The following is a 15,515-nucleotide window of genomic DNA, read 5'->3' as shown; positions in this document are numbered from 1 at the left end:
ATCACGGCCCTGCGACACCGCCCGACCCGCCACACCCGCCCGGTCGGCGTCCGGCGCTCGGCTTGCGGCAAGTCGGGGCTTCCGCTCGACGGGAAGGCCCGGTTCGCCGCATCCCGAGCCGACCACATCCCGGGCCTGGGCAGCCGAGGAGACGGGCGGCCGGGGGCGCGTCACGGCCAGGCGGCGGTCAGGTGAGGTGTGATTCGATCAGGTCGAGTGCACTCGGGACGGTGTCGACCGACCGCAGCAGGTCGAAGCCGGCGGGCTTGAGGAAGGTCTGATCGGTCAGGTTGCGCAACCACCCCAGCAGCGGGTCGTAGAAGCCGTCGGTGTCGACCAGCACCATCGGCTTGTGGTGCAGGGCGAGCGTCGCGGTGGTCCAGACCTCGAAGAGTTCATCGAGCGTGCCGAGCCCGCCGGGCAGGGTGAGGAAGGCGTCCGACTTCTCGATCATCAGGATCTTCCGACTGGCCATCGATTCGGTGACCAGCAGTTCGTCGGAGGCGAGGTCGGCGACCTCCAGGTCGACAAGTGCCTGCGGGATCACACCCACCGTGCGGCCTCCCGCGGCGCGTGCGCCGTTGACCAGCGCACCCATCATCCCGACGCAGCCCCCGCCGCTGACCAGCGTGTGGCCACGCCGAGCGATCTCCGCACCGGTGTCGGCCGCCAGGTCCAGCCAGCGCTGGTCGAGGGTGCGGGAGGAGGCGCAGAACACGCAGATTGCGGCCATCGGTCAGCGCCCCACCGGGTCGTCGGTCCCGGCGGATTCGTCCGCGGCGACCGACCCGTCAGCAGCAGCCGACCTGTCCGCCGCCTGCCCGTTGAGGCCAGTCGAACCCTTCGCAGCCGCCTGCCCGTTGGCGGCGGCCGACTCGGTGGCGGCGGCCTGCTGATCGGCGGCGACCCGGGCGACGGCCTCCTCGCGTACGGTCTCCTGCTCGACGCTGAGGGCGGCCTCGGCCTCCACGATGTGCCGCACCGCCGCCGCGACATCGTCGGTGACGCAGATCAGCTCCAGATCGACCGGGCCGATCTTGCCTTCGGCGGCCATCGTGTCACGCAGCCAGTCGAGCAGCCCTTGCCAGTAGTCCGCGCCCATCAGCACCACCGGAAACCGGGTGACCTTCCCGGTCTGCACCAGGGTGAGCGCCTCGAAGAGTTCGTCCATGGTGCCGAACCCGCCGGGCAGCACCACGAACGCCTGGGCGTACTTGACGAACATGGTCTTGCGGGCGAAGAAGTAGCGGAAGTCGATGGCCAGGTCGACCCACTCGTTGATGCCCTGTTCGAAGGGGAGTTCGATGCCGAGGCCGACGGAGTGGCCGCCGGCCTCGCTGGCCCCCCGGTTGACCGCCTCCATCACGCCCGGACCGCCGCCGGTGATCACCGCGTAGCCGGCCCGGGCCAGCGCCGCGCCCAGCGCCTCGGCAAGCTGACACTCGGGGCTGTCCGGCTTGCTGCGCGCCGACCCGAAGACGCTGACCGCTGGCGGCAGGTCGGCGAGGGTGTCGAAGCCCTCCACGAACTCGGAGAGGATCCGCAGCGCCCGCCAGGCGTCCTTCGTCTTCCAGTCAGCCCGCGCCCGGGAGTCCAGCAGGCGTTGATCCGCGGTGCTATTGGTGATCGACTGGCGACGTAGGGTGACGGCGCCGCGATGCCGCTCCTGTTCTCGTTCGCGCCGGTTGCTCTGGGTCATGGAAGCAACCGTAGTGGAGTCCGGCCGGAGAACCCGGCAAACACTTCGTGATCTTGTGCAACCAAATCGCTTTCCCGTACGTCTTACTATTCACATACCGGGTATGCCCGGCGCGCAGGCTTCGGGGGAGGAGACAGCGTGATCAACAACAACGAACGAATCCGGATTCGCCGCCAGATGCAGCGACGCATCCGCGACGTGGTGGCCGAGCGCCGCCGCACCCGCCTGCTCGACAAGCCACCCGAACCGCCGGCCGATCCAGGCGCCGAGTCCCACCTGAGCGCCGTCTGACCGCTGACGCGCTGACGCGCTCACCCGCTCACGAGGCCGACGCCGGGACGATCAGGCGGCAAGCCAGCGATGCAGCGTCGCCGCACCGTCGCGGATCTTGCTGATCTCGACGTGCTCGTCCGGGTGGTGGGCCAGGTTCGGATCACCCGGGCCGAAGTTGAGCGCCGGGATCCCCATCGCGGCGAACCGGGCCACGTCGGTCCACCCCAGCTTGCCGATGGGCGCGGCGCCCACCGCCGCCAGGAACTCACGGGCGGGAGCGGCCTCCAGCCCGGGCAGGGCGCCGGCCGCGCAGTCGGTCACGGTCAGCTCGTAGTCCGCGAAGACCTCGCGCAGGTGCGCCTCGGCCTCGGCCGGCGTACGGTCCGGCGCGAAGCGGTAGTTCACCTCGATCTCGCACCGGTCCGGCACCACGTTGCCGGCGACCCCGCCGTGGATGCGGGTCGCGTTCATGCCCTCCCGGTACTCGCATCCGTCGATGGTCACCCGCCGGGCCTGGTACGTCGACAGTCGGCGGAGCACCTCACCGGCACCGTGCACCGCGTTGACCCCGTGCCAGGAACGGGCCGAGTGGGCCCGGACGCCGGTGGTCACCACCACGGCTCGCATGGTGCCCTGGCAGCCGGCCTCGACGATGCCGTACGTCGGCTCCAACAGCAGCGCGAAGTCGGCCTCCAGCCAGTCCGGGTGCGCCTGCGCGACCAGGTGCAGGCCGTTGTACCTCGACTCGATCTCCTCGGCCTCGTAGAAGAAGTACGTCACGTCGTAGCGTGGCGCGGGCAGGCTCGTGGCGAGGTGCAGTGCGTAGGCGACCCCGGACTTCATGTCCGAGGTGCCGCAGCCGTACATCAGGTCGCCGCGCAGGGTCGACGGGAAGTTGTTGTTCAGCGGCACCGTGTCCAGGTGGCCGGCGAGCACCACCCGGGAGGCCCGCCCCAGGTCGGTACGGGCCATCACCGTGTTGCCGTACCGGTAGGTGGTCAGGTGCGGGACCACCCGCAGAACCTCCTCCACGCAGTCGGCGATGGCCTTCTCGTTGAGGGACACGGACTCGATGTCGACCAGCGCGCGGGTCAACGCCACCGGATCGGCGAGGACCTCGGGGGTAAGCGGGTTCTCCATGGTCCGCACGGTACCGTCACAACCGGCGACCGGGAGACGCGAGCCCTTCGGCGCAGCGCGAGGAGTGGGCCGGCGAGCAGCAGCCAGCCCGCAGGGGAACGACGAGAGGTGAGTAAGTGACGTCCACACAATCCGCGTGGGGCATCGGCCTGGCCACCGTCACCGCCGAGGACCAGGTGCTCGACGCCTGGTACCCGACCGGCAAGCTGGGCCTCGGCGAGCTGCCGCTGGTCGCCGGCGGGGACGAGGCCGACGTGCTGGACCTGCCGCCCGGCGCGATCGGCGATCGAGCCCTGCCGGGTCTGCGTACCGTCCAGGTGGTCACCGTCATCGGCTCGCTGGACGATCCGATCAAGGACGCGGCGGACGCGTACCTGCGGCTGCACCTGCTCTCCCACCGCCTGGTGCGGCCCAACGAGATCAACCTCGACGGCATCTTCGGCAAGCTGGCCAACGTGGCCTGGACCTCCGCCGGGCCGTGCCCGCCGGAGCGGGTGGACGAGCTGCGCGTCATCGAGCGGGCCGCCGGCCGCCACCTCGGGGTGTACGGGGTGGACAAGTTCCCGCGGATGACCGACTACGTGGTGCCCTCCGGGGTGCGGATCGCCGACGCCGACCGGGTCCGGCTCGGCGCGCACCTCGCCGCCGGTACCACCGTCATGCACGAGGGCTTCGTCAACTTCAACGCCGGCACGCTCGGCACCTCCATGGTCGAGGGGCGCATCGTGCAGGGCGTGGTGGTGGGTGACGGTTCGGACATCGGCGGCGGCGCCTCCATCATGGGCACCCTCTCCGGCGGCGGCACCGACAAGGTACGCATCGGCGAGCGGAGCCTGGTCGGCGCCAACGCCGGTGTCGGCATCTCGCTCGGCGACGACTGCGTCGTCGAGGCGGGTTGCTACATCACCGCCGCCTCGAAGATCAGTCTCCCGGACGGTCGGGTCGTCAAGGCCCGCGAGCTGTCCGGCGTCGACGGGTTGCTGTTCTGGCGCAACTCGGTCTCCGGCGCGCTGGAGGCCCGTCCCCGCGCCGGCCGGGGCATCGAGCTGAACGCCGCCCTGCACGCCAACGACTGAAACCCCCGACGGGGCGGGCCTGATCGGGCCCGCCCCGCCGGTGCGGGTCACCGCAGGCGGTACGCCTGGATGATCCGCTGGGTGACGGTGTTGCCGTCGGTGTCGCGGGCGGTGGCCCGCAGCGACACGTGGCCGGTGCCGCGTGGGTGCTGCACGGTGGCCTGCCAGCCGCTACCGACCTTGCGTAGCTTGGCGCGCTGCCAGCGCTTGCCGCCGTCGTAGGAGACCTCGACGGTCAACGACGCCGTCTTCGCCGCCGGTGCGCCGGGCTGGCGCTGCACCGCGACCGGAATCACGAAGGACCGGCCCGCCGGGGCCGCGTTCCGCTCGTCCAGTCGCGGCGCGAAGCGGATCGCGGAGGCGGGCAGCCGGAGCGGGTCGTCGCCGCGTACGTGCCGGGACCGGAAGGTCCAGGTGGTGGCGACCTCGGTGCTCAGGTCGGTGACGGTGCGCTTCGCCGAGGTCTCCAGCCGGTACCTGGCGAGCCCGGCCGGCACCTCGAACTGGCCCCAGCCCGCGTCGGTGGTCTCGTCGACCAGTTTGCCGTTGCGGTACAGGGCGGTACGCGAGGCGTCCGTCAGCGAACTACCCAGATGTCCGGCCGCGTCGCTGTGCAGCGGCACGGACAGGGTGATCAGGTCACCCTGCCGGGTCAGGCCCTCGTCCGGCCAGCGCGGCACCGGGAACGACGGTCCGTGGGGTGCACCGTTCCAGACCTCCCGGTAGCTCCGTCCGCCCCGGTACGCCGTCGGTTCCGAGAAGAGCACGGCGACCGGTTCGAGCCAGGGCGAGTCATCGCTCCGAGTGCCGAACCACAGCTCGGTGCTCCAGCGCACCTGCCTGGTGTTGTAGTACTCGACCCGGTGACCCGGGACCGCCACCGGTAGCCCGAGGGCCCAGCCGCCGAGGTCGGGCTCGAACAGGGCGAAGGACATCCGCTCGGCTTGCGTGCCGGGATAGCCGTCCCGGAACGTCTGCTTGACGGTGGCCAGGTCACTGCCCCGGTAGTTCCGGGTCAACCCGGCAGGCATCCGGCCCGGGACCATCTCGGCGAGCGCGTAGAGATACGGACTGCTGGCCGCCTCCAGGTCGGCGAACTGGCTGCTGAACACGGCGAAGAAGTGATCTGCCGCAGTCCCGCCGACCTGTCCGGTGAATAGCCCGCCGAAGTCGTCGGCTACCGCGCCGAACCCGGCCGTCCCCTCGTCGAACAGGAAGTACGCGTCGACGGCGACGAGTGCCGGCGTCGCCGACCGGTCCGGCACCGTCATCCGCACCGGCTTCGCCGTACGCGCGTCCACCACGACCTCGGCGTCCGACTCCACCGCCAGCTCCGGCTGGGCCATCAGCACCAGTTCCTCGCTGGCCTCGTCGAGCAGGAAGCTGGCCAACCCGTACCGCCCCTTCGGCACCCGCACCTCGGCCGTGCCGTCCGGGTCGGACACGAAGATGTCGGTGAAGTCGTCCAGCCCGAGCAGGAAAGTGGCGTACTCGTCCGGCACGGCACCCTCGCGGCTCAGGTGGCGCAGGGTCAGCGTGTAGCTCTCCACCTCCTTGTGCACGGCCAGCGGGGTGACCGCCGCCAGGTCGCCGGCGCGGGCGACCACCCGGCCGGTGTAGTGGCCGTCCGGGCTGTCGACGCTGGTGTCGACGGTGACGGTGGCGGACGCGGTACCACCGGCCGGCACCTGGACCTGCTGCGTACCGAGCGTGAAGACGCCGGCCGGCGCGGGTTCGCCGTCCGGGCCGGTGGCCTCGATGCTGAGGTCCAGGGTGAGCGGCGCGGTGCCGGTGTTGCGCCAGGTCACCTCGCGCTGGATCGGTGCGTCGTCGTCGTGCGGCCAGAGCGTCCGGCCGAACGAGACGCTCGCCGGCTCGCTGACCACCGACTGGGTGATGGCACGCGCCACGTCGACCCGGCCGGCACCCTGCTGGTACGCGGTCAGCTCCGGATGCGGTAGGGCCGAGGCCATCAGGGTGGCCTTCAGCCGCTCCGCCGTCGCGTCGGTGTGCTGCTGGGCGAGCAGCGCCGCCGCACCGGCGACGTGTGGCGCCGACATCGACGTGCCGGAGAGCGAGACGTACTGCTCGCCGACCGGATCACCGAGCTGCGTGCCCTGCCCCCGGGCGGCCACGATGTCCACTCCCGGCGCGGTGATGTCCGGCTTGAGGGCGTCGTCACCGACCCGCGGGCCCTGGCTGGAGAAGTCGGCGAGTTGGTCCTCGCGGTCGACCGCGCCGACGGCGAGCGCGGCGTCGGCGCTGGCCGGCGAGCCGACCGTCCCGGCCCGTCCGGCGTTACCGGCGGAGATCACGAAGAGGGCGCCCGTCTGCTCGGTGAGGGTGTTCACCGCCTCCTCCAGCGGGTCGACCTCCGGAGTGTCCGCCCCGCCCAGGCTGAGGTTCACCACGTCGGCCTCGGCTTCGGTGGCGGCCCACTGCATGCCGGCCAGGATGGCCGACTCGGTGCACCCGTACTCCTCGCAGACCTTGCCGGAGAGCACTGTCGCGTCGGGTGCCACGCCCCGGTTGCGGCCGTCCGAGGCGGCGCCGCTGCCCGCGATGATCGAGGCCACGTGGGTGCCGTGCCCCACGATGTCGCCCGGGTTCGTCTCCTCGCTGAAGTTCCTCGACTCGGCGACCCGGCCGGTGAGGTCAGGATGTGCGGCGTCGACACCGGTGTCCAGCACCGCTACGCGTACCCCCTGACCGGTGAAGCCGGCCTGGTGGGCGGCGGGCGCCCCGATCTGCGGCACGCTGTGTTCCAGCGTCAGCTGCCGCCGGCCGTCGAGCCAGATCCGCTCGACACCCCCCGCCGCGTCGAACCGGGCGCCGCTGGCACCGGCGACCGTGGCCCAGACCTGGCCCACGCGTTGCTTGTCCGCGGTGGCCGCGACGCCACCGATGGCCGGCAGGTCGCGGGTGACTGTCACTCCTTCGGGGGTGCCGGCCCGTCGGGCGCTCGCCCCGTAGGTCATGAGCAGGGGCAGTTCGTCGCGGTGCGCGTCGTCGTAGCCGGCGGTGATCAGCCCGGCCACGTCGAAGAGCCGGCGGTCGACCCGCCCGTCGCGGATCAACGGCAGGGCGTCCTGCGGCACCACCCAGAGGTGGTCCCGCTCCCGGCGGGTGAGGAAACGGATGCCATCGCGGCCCTCAGCCGGGCGTACGCTCGCCCCGGTGGCGGTGACCGTGACCTGGTCGCCGGTGACCAGGGTGACGGTGGCGGGTCCACGGCCGGCGTCGGGCCGGCCGCTCGGGACATGGGTCGGCGGGGCCGCGGTCGGCGCAGCCGGTGCGGCCGAGACCGCCGCCGGTACGCCGAGCACCAGACCCAGCACGAGTCCGGTGGCGGTCAGTCTGCTCCTTCGTCGCAACTGAATCCTCCTCTGGAGCGTCTACATCGATGTAGGACACATCGATTCCCATCACACTTGCATACTGAGTATGCAAATGGGAGTCAAGAATTCGACGAAGTTGAGTCCTTGCCGCGACGGCGCCAGGCAAGATCGGACGGATGACGTCCATGAAGGAACGCATGCTCGCCGGTGAGCCCTACCTGGCCGACGACCCGGAACTGATCGCCGACCACCTCCGCGCCCTGCGCCTGATGGAACGGATCAACAGCAGTGGCGTCGACGACCAGGAGGCACGTCAGGCGGCGCTGCACGAGCTGCTCGGCGAGCTCGGCGAGGAGACCGGAATCCGGCCACCCTTCTACTGCGACTACGGCTACCACATCCGGATCGGGCCCCGCAGCTTTGTCAACTACCACGCGATCTTCCTCGACGTCGCACCGATCACCATCGGCGCCGACGTCCAGATCGGCCCGAACGTGCAACTGCTCACCCCCACCCACCCGGTGGAGCCGGAGCCACGTCGGGCGAAGTGGGAGGCGGCCCGACCCATCACCATCGGTGACAACGCCTGGCTCGGCGGCGGAGCAATCGTCCTCGCCGGAGTCACCGTCGGTGACAACACAGTGGTCGGGGCGGGTGCCGTGGTGACCCGTGACCTTCCCGCCAACGTCGTCGCGGTCGGTAACCCGGCTCACCCGGTACGCCAGCTCAACTGACCCTCAATCAACCTTCTAGCTGCGCAAACACCTCTATGACGAGTGGCAACCAGTGCCCTGCATCGGGCACTGTAGGTGACAGATGCGTCACCGGGAGGCTCGCATGGGAGGCCGGATCCTCGAACTACGCGTACACGGAGTGTCCAACACACCGCCTGCCGAGACTCTGGGGCTGACGGCTGAACCCGGGTGTGAGTCACCTCAGCCACGGCTCGTCGCGGGCGGCCCGGTCACCGGTTTCTACCGCTCCGCGGCGGCCGCGCCGCTCGACCCGATCGTCGTCGAGGCGTACAGCTGGGGGCAGTTGACCTCCGGCGCGCGAACCGCCCGCGACGTGGAGCGGGCCCTGTGGACGCTGCTGCTGCCCTTCACCCTGGCCAACGTGGCGCTGCACGCCCGGCCGGGCATACCGGCGGACCCCACCACCGAACGACTGGCCAGCCGCAGCCGCATGACAGCCTGGCTGATCAGGCTCTTCTGCCTCAGCCTGACCGCCACTCCGACGCTCGCGATGACCGGTGTCGGCGTCGATCTCATCGGCTGGCAGTGCGTGGACGAGGGCTGCCTGAGCCGGATCCCCGGCCCGTGGGAGTTCCTCGCCAACTCCTGGTGGCAGCAGGGCGGCCGGACGCTGGCCGTCGGCCTGACCGTGCCACTCGTCATGATCGGGGTGCTCGGTCTGGTCACCTGGCGGACCTACCAGTACGAGGCGGTGATGCCGGCCGACCCCACCACGAACCCCGCGGGTCGCCGTACCCCGCCGCCGGCGGACGCCGACGTGCCGGTCGGTCAGCCGGCACCCGAGCCACCGCCCCTGCCCGACCCACCCCCCGGCCCCTCGACCAATCCGCTTCAGGACCCGACCTTCTGGTGCGGTGAGGGACAACTACGCCGCACGGCCGTGCTGCACTTGTGCACCGGCACGGTGGTGGCGGCGGCGGTCCCGCTCGGTACGGTCACGGTGCTCGACCCGCCACACGGCGCACGGACGGTGCTCGCCTGGACGGCCGTGGCCGCCTTCGTCGCCGTCCTGACGGTCACGCTGGTGGCCATCGGCCGGCCCTTCCTGACCCGGCGCGAGGGCGCCACCCCGCTCGGTCGGTGGAGCATCGCGGTCATCGTCCTCACCGGACTCGGCCTGGCCGGCACCTTCGTGGTGCTGCTGCTGCCCGACGGTGCCGCCGGCAGCCCGCTTGCCGAACTACGCCCGCCCGCCGGCTGCGACCAGGACCCCACCCCGACCGGGTGCCGGACCGATCGGTCACTGCCGGGCTTCGACCGGATCATCGCCTGGTTGGGCACCGGTCAACTGCTACTGCTCATCGCGATCGGCGCAACCGCCCGCTCCGGCCGGCGCGGCGGTGCCACACCGGCCGCCGCCGCGCTGCTGATCGCCCTCGGCGCCGCCTGGTGCCACGGTTGGCTGCCCGCCGCACCGCCGGCGCCGGTGACGCTGTGGCAGCTGGCCCTCCCGTTGCTCGCCCTCGCCGCGGTCGGCCTGCTGCTGCCCCAGACCCGCCCCACCACTGCCAAACAACCCCTCGAACCGCACACCGACCTGGCCTGGCGCGGCCGGGCGCCCGCCGTCATCGCCGGCTTCGGCTGGCTGCTCGGCCTCGCGTACAGCGCCGGCGTGCTCTACTGGGTCGCCAACCGGCTCAACGGTGGAGACCCGTCCGTCGGCCGGTCCCTGGTGGTCACGCCGACCCCGGTGACCTGGACCGGCCTGACCTTCGCCGCCGCGCTGCTGATCCTCGCCCTGGTCGCCGTCCGCGCCGTGGTGCTGTTCCACCGACTGCGCCGCCGGGAGTACGCCCGGCTGAGCGCCCGGGGCGGCCGACTGTCCGCACACGACCTGCGTCGCGCCCGGGACGTCAGCACCCACCAGGCGTTGCACCGGCTGGTCGGCGAACACGCGCTACGCCTGATCGGCTGGTACGCCGGCGCGATGGCCGTCGTCGCCGTGGTGAGTTGCGTGGCCGTCCTCTCCGCAGCCCGCCCGCAGAACATGACGACAGGCGGAACAACCGTGGTGATCAAGGCGGTGGCCGACGTCGGCGACGCGCTGCTCGGTCTGCTTCCGGTGGCGGTGGCCGCCGTCGGCCTGCTCGTCTACCGCAAGAACACCATCCGCCGCTCCGTCGGCGTGATCTGGGACGTGGGCACCTTCTGGCCGCGTGCCGCCCACCCACTCGCGCCACCGAGCTACGCCGAGCGGGCGGTGCCCGAACTACTCACCCGCACAGCCGGGCTGATCGCGCTGGCCGAGCACGACCCGCGCCGGGTGGACGGCATCATCCTGTCGGGGCACAGCCAGGGCACGGTGATCTGCACCGCGGTCATCCTTCAGATGCCGAACCGGTGGCGGCGCCGAATCTGGTTCTTCTCCTACGGCTGCCAGCTGACCCGCCTCTACGGCCGGATCTTTCCCGCCTACTTCGGCCCGGACCGGCTACCGGTGCTGGCCGAGGCGCTGGCCCGCCCGGACGGCGGCACCCGGTGGACGAACTTCTGGCGGGACACCGACCCGCTCGGTTGGCCGGTCACCGCCGGGGAACGGGATATCGCGGTGACCGACCCGGAGGCACTGCATCCGAGCGACGGCGAAGTCGCCGACCCACCGATCCGCAGCCACAGCGGTTACCCGGAGGCTGCCGAGTTCCAGCGGGAGAGATCCCGGGTGGCGTGGCTGCTGCGGCGGGCGGTCCCGTCACCCCGGCGGGGGCTCGGCTAGGCGTACCACCAGGTCGGCCCGGTCGGCGGTGTCGGCCACCAGCGCCGCGTTGGCCTCGTCGCTGCCCAGCGCCCAGGCTCGGGCGTCCTGCTCCGACCGGCCGTGGGCCATGTGTCGGGCGACCAGCCGCTGCCGCCGCAGGTCGGCGTCGAGATCCAGGAACCACGCCTCGTGCAGCAGGGCGCGTACCTCGTCCCAGGGCCAGTTCGGAATCAACAGGTAGTTGCCCTCGGTGACCACCAACCGGACCTCCGGCGGCACCTCGATCGCACCGGCGATCGGCTCCTCCAGATCCCGACGGAACTGCGGCGCCCAGACCGACGTCGGTTCCTTACGCCGCAGCCGACGCAGCAGCGAGACGTAGCCGTTGGCGTCGAAGGTGTCGACCGAGCCCTTCCGCAACTCCCGGCCGAGCCGACGCAACTCGTCCTGTGCGAGGTGGAAGCCGTCCATCGGCACCAGCCGGGCGGCCGGGCCGACCGCCTCGACCACCTGCGCGGCCAGCGTGGACTTGCCGGCGCCAGGTGCCCCGGTGATGCCGAGCAGTTGTCTCGGGCCGGCATCGGCCAGCCCCCGGGCCCGCTCCAGCAGCGCCTCGACCGACAGCACCTGCGCGACGGTCATCAGGACAGGACCGGCCGGCTGATCGTGAACCGGGCCCGCACTGCCGCGTGCACGCCCTGCGGCTGCGGGTCGAGCTCCAGTTCCGGGGTGCCACCGGACTCGACGCCACCGGCGTCGAACGCCATCCGAGCCATCATCGGTTGGGCGGTGCCGCCCTCGTCGGACAACTCGACCAGGTCGGTGACCTGGGCGCCGAGCGCTTCGGCGTACTCGCGGGCCCGCTGCAACGCGTCACTGATCGCGGTGTGCCGGGCCTGCCGGTAGGCCGGGCTGTCGGGACGCAGCGACCACCACGGGCCCGCCACCTCGACCTGATCCTGGTCGGCCAGACGCAACATCAACTCGCCGAGGGCGGTGAAGTCGCTGACCGTCACCGTGGTGACCACCGAACCGTGCCAGGCCACGACCCGCTCCCCGGAGCGGCGGGTCTCGGGGCGCACCCGCAGCTCACCGGTCTCGCGCCGGTCGATCGTCGGGCCGTACGAGTCGAGCAGGACCCGGATCGCCGCGGCCCGCTCAGCCAGCCGGGTCAACGTCGGCTCCCGCTCCCGGTCCCGGGCCAGCGCGGTCACGGTGAACCGGGCGAGTTCCGGCGCGACCTCGCGGTACGCCTCGCCGCGTACGGTCACGACTGGTCCGTCCACCATGCCCTCACCCTACTGGCGGGCCCGTCGCCGCGCCCACCGATGAGCCGGTCAGGTCTGCGGGAGGTGGGCGACATAGGAGACGGTGCCGGCCACGGCCCGACACCCGCTCAGGTGGCCACCGGCCGCCCCGATGCCGTGCAGCCAGGCCACCTCGGCCGGTTCCGCACCCGGCGAAAACGACATGACCTGCTCGTCGTACGGCCGACCGGCCAGCTCGGCGCGGGCGGCACCCGCCTCGGCGTAGCGGGCGGTGAGGGCGTCGGCGTCGTCGGAGCGCAACGCCCCGGCCAGCTCGTCGAGGAAGGCGGTTACCTGGTCCAGTGCGGCCAGCACCTGGTCGCGGTTGCCGCGCAGCATGTTCCCGGTGCGTTGCGCCGGGGTGCCGGCGACCCGGGTGCCGTCCCGGAAGCTCCCGGCCGCCAGCGCCAGGACCGCCTCGCGCATCGGCGACCGGTGCGCCGCACCGGCAAGCGCCCCGGCGAGCAGGTGCGGCACGTGCGAGGCGAGCGCCACCACGGCGTCGTGCCGGTCCGCCGCCATCGGCACCACCCGGGCGGCGAAGACGTCGGTGACTAGGGTGGCGAGGCGGCGGAACGCGGCCAGCCCGTCGAGGGCGGGGCAGAGCACCCAGGCGGCGCCGGTGAACAGTTCCGGCAGCGCCGCCGCGAGCCCCGCCCGGTCGGTACCCGCCATCGGGTGTCCCGGCACGAACCGGCTGGTCAGTCCCTGTTCCGCGGCGAACGCCGCCAGCTCGGCCTTGGTGCTGCCCACATCGGTGAGCAGGCAGTCCTCGGCGGTGGCGGCGGCCACCTCGACCAGGGTCGCGGGCAGCGTGGGCAGTGGTCCGCCGAGGAACACCACGTCCCGATCGGCCACCGCGTCGGCCAGCCGATCCGCCGTCGGTACGCCGGCCAGTCGGGCCCGCCGGCGGGTCCGCTCGTCCGGATCCCAGCTGGTCACGTCCACTCCGGCGGCATGCAGCCGGAGCAGCACCGAACCACCGATCAGGCCGGTGCCGACCACCGCTGCCCGCAGCTGTGCGTCAGCCCTGAGCACCATCCGCGTACCTCGGCGTTCCCGTTGCGTCACGGAGCCGGCCGGCCCCGCGGCGGCGTGCCTGCCGGATCCCGCCGCACTGCCCCGATGGGTCGGCGACACGCCCTGCGTCCGCGCCGAGGATATCGCCGGCCGGAACGACGCCCGGCAGCCGGATGGACCGTCCAACCAATCCGCGTCGCCCACGGTGTGCGACTGCCCATCCGGGAATGCGGGTCGGCAAGATCGAAGAGCCGGCCGAACCGGACCGGATGGGGGTTGTCCGGCAAACCTCCACGTCGTACGGTCCGCTCCGCCGCCCGCAGCCGCGCGGGCATGGAACGGGGAGGAACGGCCATGGCCGCGACGTACCGGGCACTCGCCTCGGTGGTCATGTTGATCGGGTTCTACGTTGTCGCGCTGCTCCAGCTGGCGGCCGTCGCCGCCCTCGGCGTGTGGCTGTACGGCCACACGAACGGACTGGTCACCGGAAAGTTGCTGCTGCCGCTGGTCGTCGCGCTGGGTGCGGTGGCGGTCGGGCTCTGGCGGGCGATCCGGACGAAGAACGAGCCGGCGCCGGGCCTGGTGCTCGACGAGCGGGAGGCACCCCAGCTGTGGGCCACCGTCCGGGAACTGGCCGACGCGGTCGGCACCCGGGCGCCGGACGAGATCCGGCTGGTGCCGGAGGTGAACGCGGCGGTCGGCGAGCAGAGCCGGCTGCTCGGGCTGATCGGCGGGCGGCGCACCCTCTACCTGGGTCTGCCGCTACTTCAGGCGATGCGGGTCGACCAGCTCCGCTCGGTGCTGGCCCACGAGCTGGGTCACTACTCCGGCAAGCACACCCGACTCGGTGGCGTCGCCTACCGGGGACGGCTGGCGATCGAGGGCACCATCGAGCGGATCAAACCGCGCAACCCCATCGGCCTGGTCTTCAAGGGGTACGCGAAGCTGTACCTGATGGTCGACAACGCCGCGTCACGGCGGCAGGAGTTGGAGGCCGACCGGGCCTCCGTCCAGCTCGCCGGCCACGAGGCGGCCACGTCCGCGCTCCGCAGCCTGCCGGCGCTCGACGCGGCCTGGAACTTCTTCACCGGCCGGTACGTGGAGTCGGGCTGGCAGGCCGGCCTCGCTCCGGACGACCTGTTCGGCGGCTTCGGACAACTGCTCCAGGCCCGCCGGGACGAGATCGCCAAGCTCCAGCAGGACGTACCGGACCGCGAGCCGTCCCGGTGGGACACCCACCCCCCGATCGGTGTCCGGATCGAGGCGATGGCACAACTGCCGGTCGGCACGGCCGGCACCGACGACCGTCCCGCACACGTGCTGCTAGCCGACGTCCTGGACGCCGGCCGCCGGTTGCAGAGCCTCGTCATCGACATCGGCAACCGTCAGGTGCTGCCCTGGCCGGAATTCACCCACGCGGCGATCGCCGCCGGTGGGCAGCGTCAGGCGGACGGCATCTACCGGGCCGCCGGCCGGTTCACCGGCGACCCCGAACCGGGTCTGGCAACCGTCCTCGACCTGGTCCGGGCGGGTCGCCTGGGCGAGTTCGCCGAGCAGTTCTTCAGCGATGCCGACCGCCAGGAGGCGGCGGCCCGGTTCGCCGGGCCGATGGAGATGTTGCTGGTCAACGCGGCCATCCGTGCCCAGCGTGCTCGCTGGCAGCTGTCCTGGAGCGGTCCGGCCCAGTTCGTCGGCGTCGGCGGTGAGCCGTTGGACCTCGCCGAGATCGCCAAGCTGGCGGTCTCGGCGGAAACCCTCGACGAGGCCCTGGCCCGGCTCGCCGAGCTTGGCGTCGACCCCTCCACCGCGACCGTGGTGCAGAGCCGGGCCACCGCCGACAACGCCGGCGTCATCGGCGCCATCGGCAACGTGAAGGTCGACGGCGTGCAGCACGACCTGCTGATCCTCGACCGCGGTCTGATCCTGGTCGGCGGCCCGGGCAAGGCCGGCGACGGCGAGAAGCGGCTCACAAACCTGCTCGAATCGACGCCGGTGGCGACGTTGGCCGCCCGACACCAGTTCCTCCCGTACGAGGAGATGGTGTCGGTGCAGGTGACCAGGCAGATCCCGCTGAAAGCCGAGGTGACGCTGCACGACGGCCGGACGGTGGCCCTCCAGGAGTTGTACGGCAGCGTGCTGCTGGAGCGGCACAGCCGGGACAACCTGCTCCGGGTGTTCGAGCGGATCAACGAGGACTGAGCCGCCGTGGGCG

At 72.0% G+C, this 15,515-nt stretch carries 11 protein-coding genes and 1 pseudogene; 5 read left to right on the top strand and 7 right to left on the bottom strand.

What is annotated here, in order from left to right:
• Positions 1–187: 187 nt before the first annotated feature.
• On the bottom strand, positions 188–733 hold the full coding sequence (locus tag KBX50_RS23470) for a TIGR00730 family Rossman fold protein (protein ID WP_210939835.1): 546 nt from the start codon (positions 731–733) through the stop codon (positions 188–190).
• A gap of 141 nt (positions 734–874) precedes the next feature.
• Positions 875–1,699: pseudogene (locus KBX50_RS23465) on the bottom strand (TIGR00730 family Rossman fold protein); the annotation flags it as partial.
• A 138-nt stretch (positions 1,700–1,837) separates the two neighbouring features.
• Between KBX50_RS23465 and KBX50_RS23460 the strand changes: the two are divergent.
• On the top strand, positions 1,838–1,990 hold the full coding sequence (locus tag KBX50_RS23460) for a hypothetical protein (protein WP_210939833.1): 153 nt from the start codon (positions 1,838–1,840) through the stop codon (positions 1,988–1,990).
• Between the two features lie 51 nt (positions 1,991–2,041).
• Here KBX50_RS23460 and dapE read toward each other — a convergent pair whose 3' ends face one another.
• Positions 2,042–3,112 carry a succinyl-diaminopimelate desuccinylase gene (gene dapE, locus KBX50_RS23455; protein WP_210939831.1) on the bottom strand — a complete coding sequence of 357 codons (1,071 nt, stop codon included), beginning with the start codon at positions 3,110–3,112 and terminating at the stop codon, positions 2,042–2,044.
• A gap of 116 nt (positions 3,113–3,228) precedes the next feature.
• Here dapE and dapD point away from each other — a divergent pair, with 116 nt between their 5' ends.
• Entirely contained in the window at positions 3,229–4,188 is a 960-nt protein-coding gene (gene dapD, locus KBX50_RS23450) for a 2,3,4,5-tetrahydropyridine-2,6-dicarboxylate N-succinyltransferase (RefSeq protein WP_210939830.1), read from the top strand.
• Between the two features lie 47 nt (positions 4,189–4,235).
• On the opposite strand, the gene KBX50_RS23445 is transcribed toward dapD, so the two are convergent.
• Positions 4,236–7,562: a S8 family serine peptidase gene (locus KBX50_RS23445; RefSeq protein ID WP_210939828.1), complete on the bottom strand. Its 3,327-nt coding sequence runs from the start codon at positions 7,560–7,562 to the stop codon at positions 4,236–4,238.
• A gap of 140 nt (positions 7,563–7,702) precedes the next feature.
• Here KBX50_RS23445 and KBX50_RS23440 point away from each other — a divergent pair, with 140 nt between their 5' ends.
• Positions 7,703–8,260 (top strand): sugar O-acetyltransferase, encoded by a 558-nt coding sequence (locus KBX50_RS23440; RefSeq protein WP_210939826.1) that lies wholly within the window; start codon positions 7,703–7,705, stop codon positions 8,258–8,260.
• 103 nt (positions 8,261–8,363) lie between these two features.
• Positions 8,364–10,994, top strand: coding sequence for a hypothetical protein (locus KBX50_RS23435; protein WP_210939824.1), 2,631 nt, complete (start codon positions 8,364–8,366; stop codon positions 10,992–10,994).
• On the opposite strand, the gene KBX50_RS23430 is transcribed toward KBX50_RS23435, so the two are convergent.
• The 3 genes from KBX50_RS23430 to KBX50_RS23420 are packed head-to-tail and all read right to left on the bottom strand — an operon-like array spanning position 10,971 to position 13,324.
• Positions 10,971–11,618, bottom strand: coding sequence for a nucleoside/nucleotide kinase family protein (locus KBX50_RS23430; RefSeq protein ID WP_210939823.1), 648 nt, complete (start codon positions 11,616–11,618; stop codon positions 10,971–10,973). The genes KBX50_RS23435 and KBX50_RS23430 overlap by 24 nt on opposite strands.
• The gene (locus KBX50_RS23425) at positions 11,618–12,265 is read right to left on the bottom strand and encodes an SIMPL domain-containing protein (RefSeq protein WP_210939821.1); all 648 of its coding nucleotides are present in this window, start codon (positions 12,263–12,265) and stop codon (positions 11,618–11,620) included. The genes KBX50_RS23430 and KBX50_RS23425 overlap by 1 nt, the downstream gene beginning before the upstream one ends.
• A 48-nt stretch (positions 12,266–12,313) precedes the next feature.
• The gene (locus tag KBX50_RS23420) at positions 12,314–13,324 is read right to left on the bottom strand and encodes a prephenate dehydrogenase/arogenate dehydrogenase family protein (protein ID WP_210939820.1); all 1,011 of its coding nucleotides are present in this window, start codon (positions 13,322–13,324) and stop codon (positions 12,314–12,316) included.
• A 333-nt stretch (positions 13,325–13,657) separates the two neighbouring features.
• Between KBX50_RS23420 and KBX50_RS23415 the strand changes: the two genes are divergently transcribed.
• Complete coding sequence (locus KBX50_RS23415; RefSeq protein ID WP_210939819.1) at positions 13,658–15,502, top strand: M48 family metallopeptidase; 1,845 nt, start codon at positions 13,658–13,660, stop codon at positions 15,500–15,502.
• The last annotated feature ends 13 nt before the right edge of the window (positions 15,503–15,515 follow it).

This window comes from Micromonospora sp. C51, from assembly GCF_018070435.1.
Classification (GTDB): Bacteria; Actinomycetota; Actinomycetes; order Mycobacteriales; family Micromonosporaceae; genus Micromonospora; species Micromonospora sediminimaris.
This window is presented reverse-complemented; position numbering and strand designations above follow the sequence as displayed.

Coding starts and splice junctions, on each gene's coding strand:
- KBX50_RS23470 (WP_210939835.1), bottom strand. CDS start 733: ATGGCCGCAATCTGCGTGTTCTGCGCCTCCTCCCGCACCCTCGACCAG.
- dapE (WP_210939831.1), bottom strand. CDS start 3,112: ATGGAGAACCCGCTTACCCCCGAGGTCCTCGCCGATCCGGTGGCGTTG.
- KBX50_RS23440 (WP_210939826.1), top strand. CDS start 7,703: ATGACGTCCATGAAGGAACGCATGCTCGCCGGTGAGCCCTACCTGGCC.
- KBX50_RS23425 (WP_210939821.1), bottom strand. CDS start 12,265: ATGGTGGACGGACCAGTCGTGACCGTACGCGGCGAGGCGTACCGCGAG.
- KBX50_RS23430 (WP_210939823.1), bottom strand. CDS start 11,618: ATGACCGTCGCGCAGGTGCTGTCGGTCGAGGCGCTGCTGGAGCGGGCC.
- KBX50_RS23435 (WP_210939824.1), top strand. CDS start 8,364: ATGGGAGGCCGGATCCTCGAACTACGCGTACACGGAGTGTCCAACACA.
- KBX50_RS23420 (WP_210939820.1), bottom strand. CDS start 13,324: ATGGTGCTCAGGGCTGACGCACAGCTGCGGGCAGCGGTGGTCGGCACC.
- KBX50_RS23415 (WP_210939819.1), top strand. CDS start 13,658: ATGGCCGCGACGTACCGGGCACTCGCCTCGGTGGTCATGTTGATCGGG.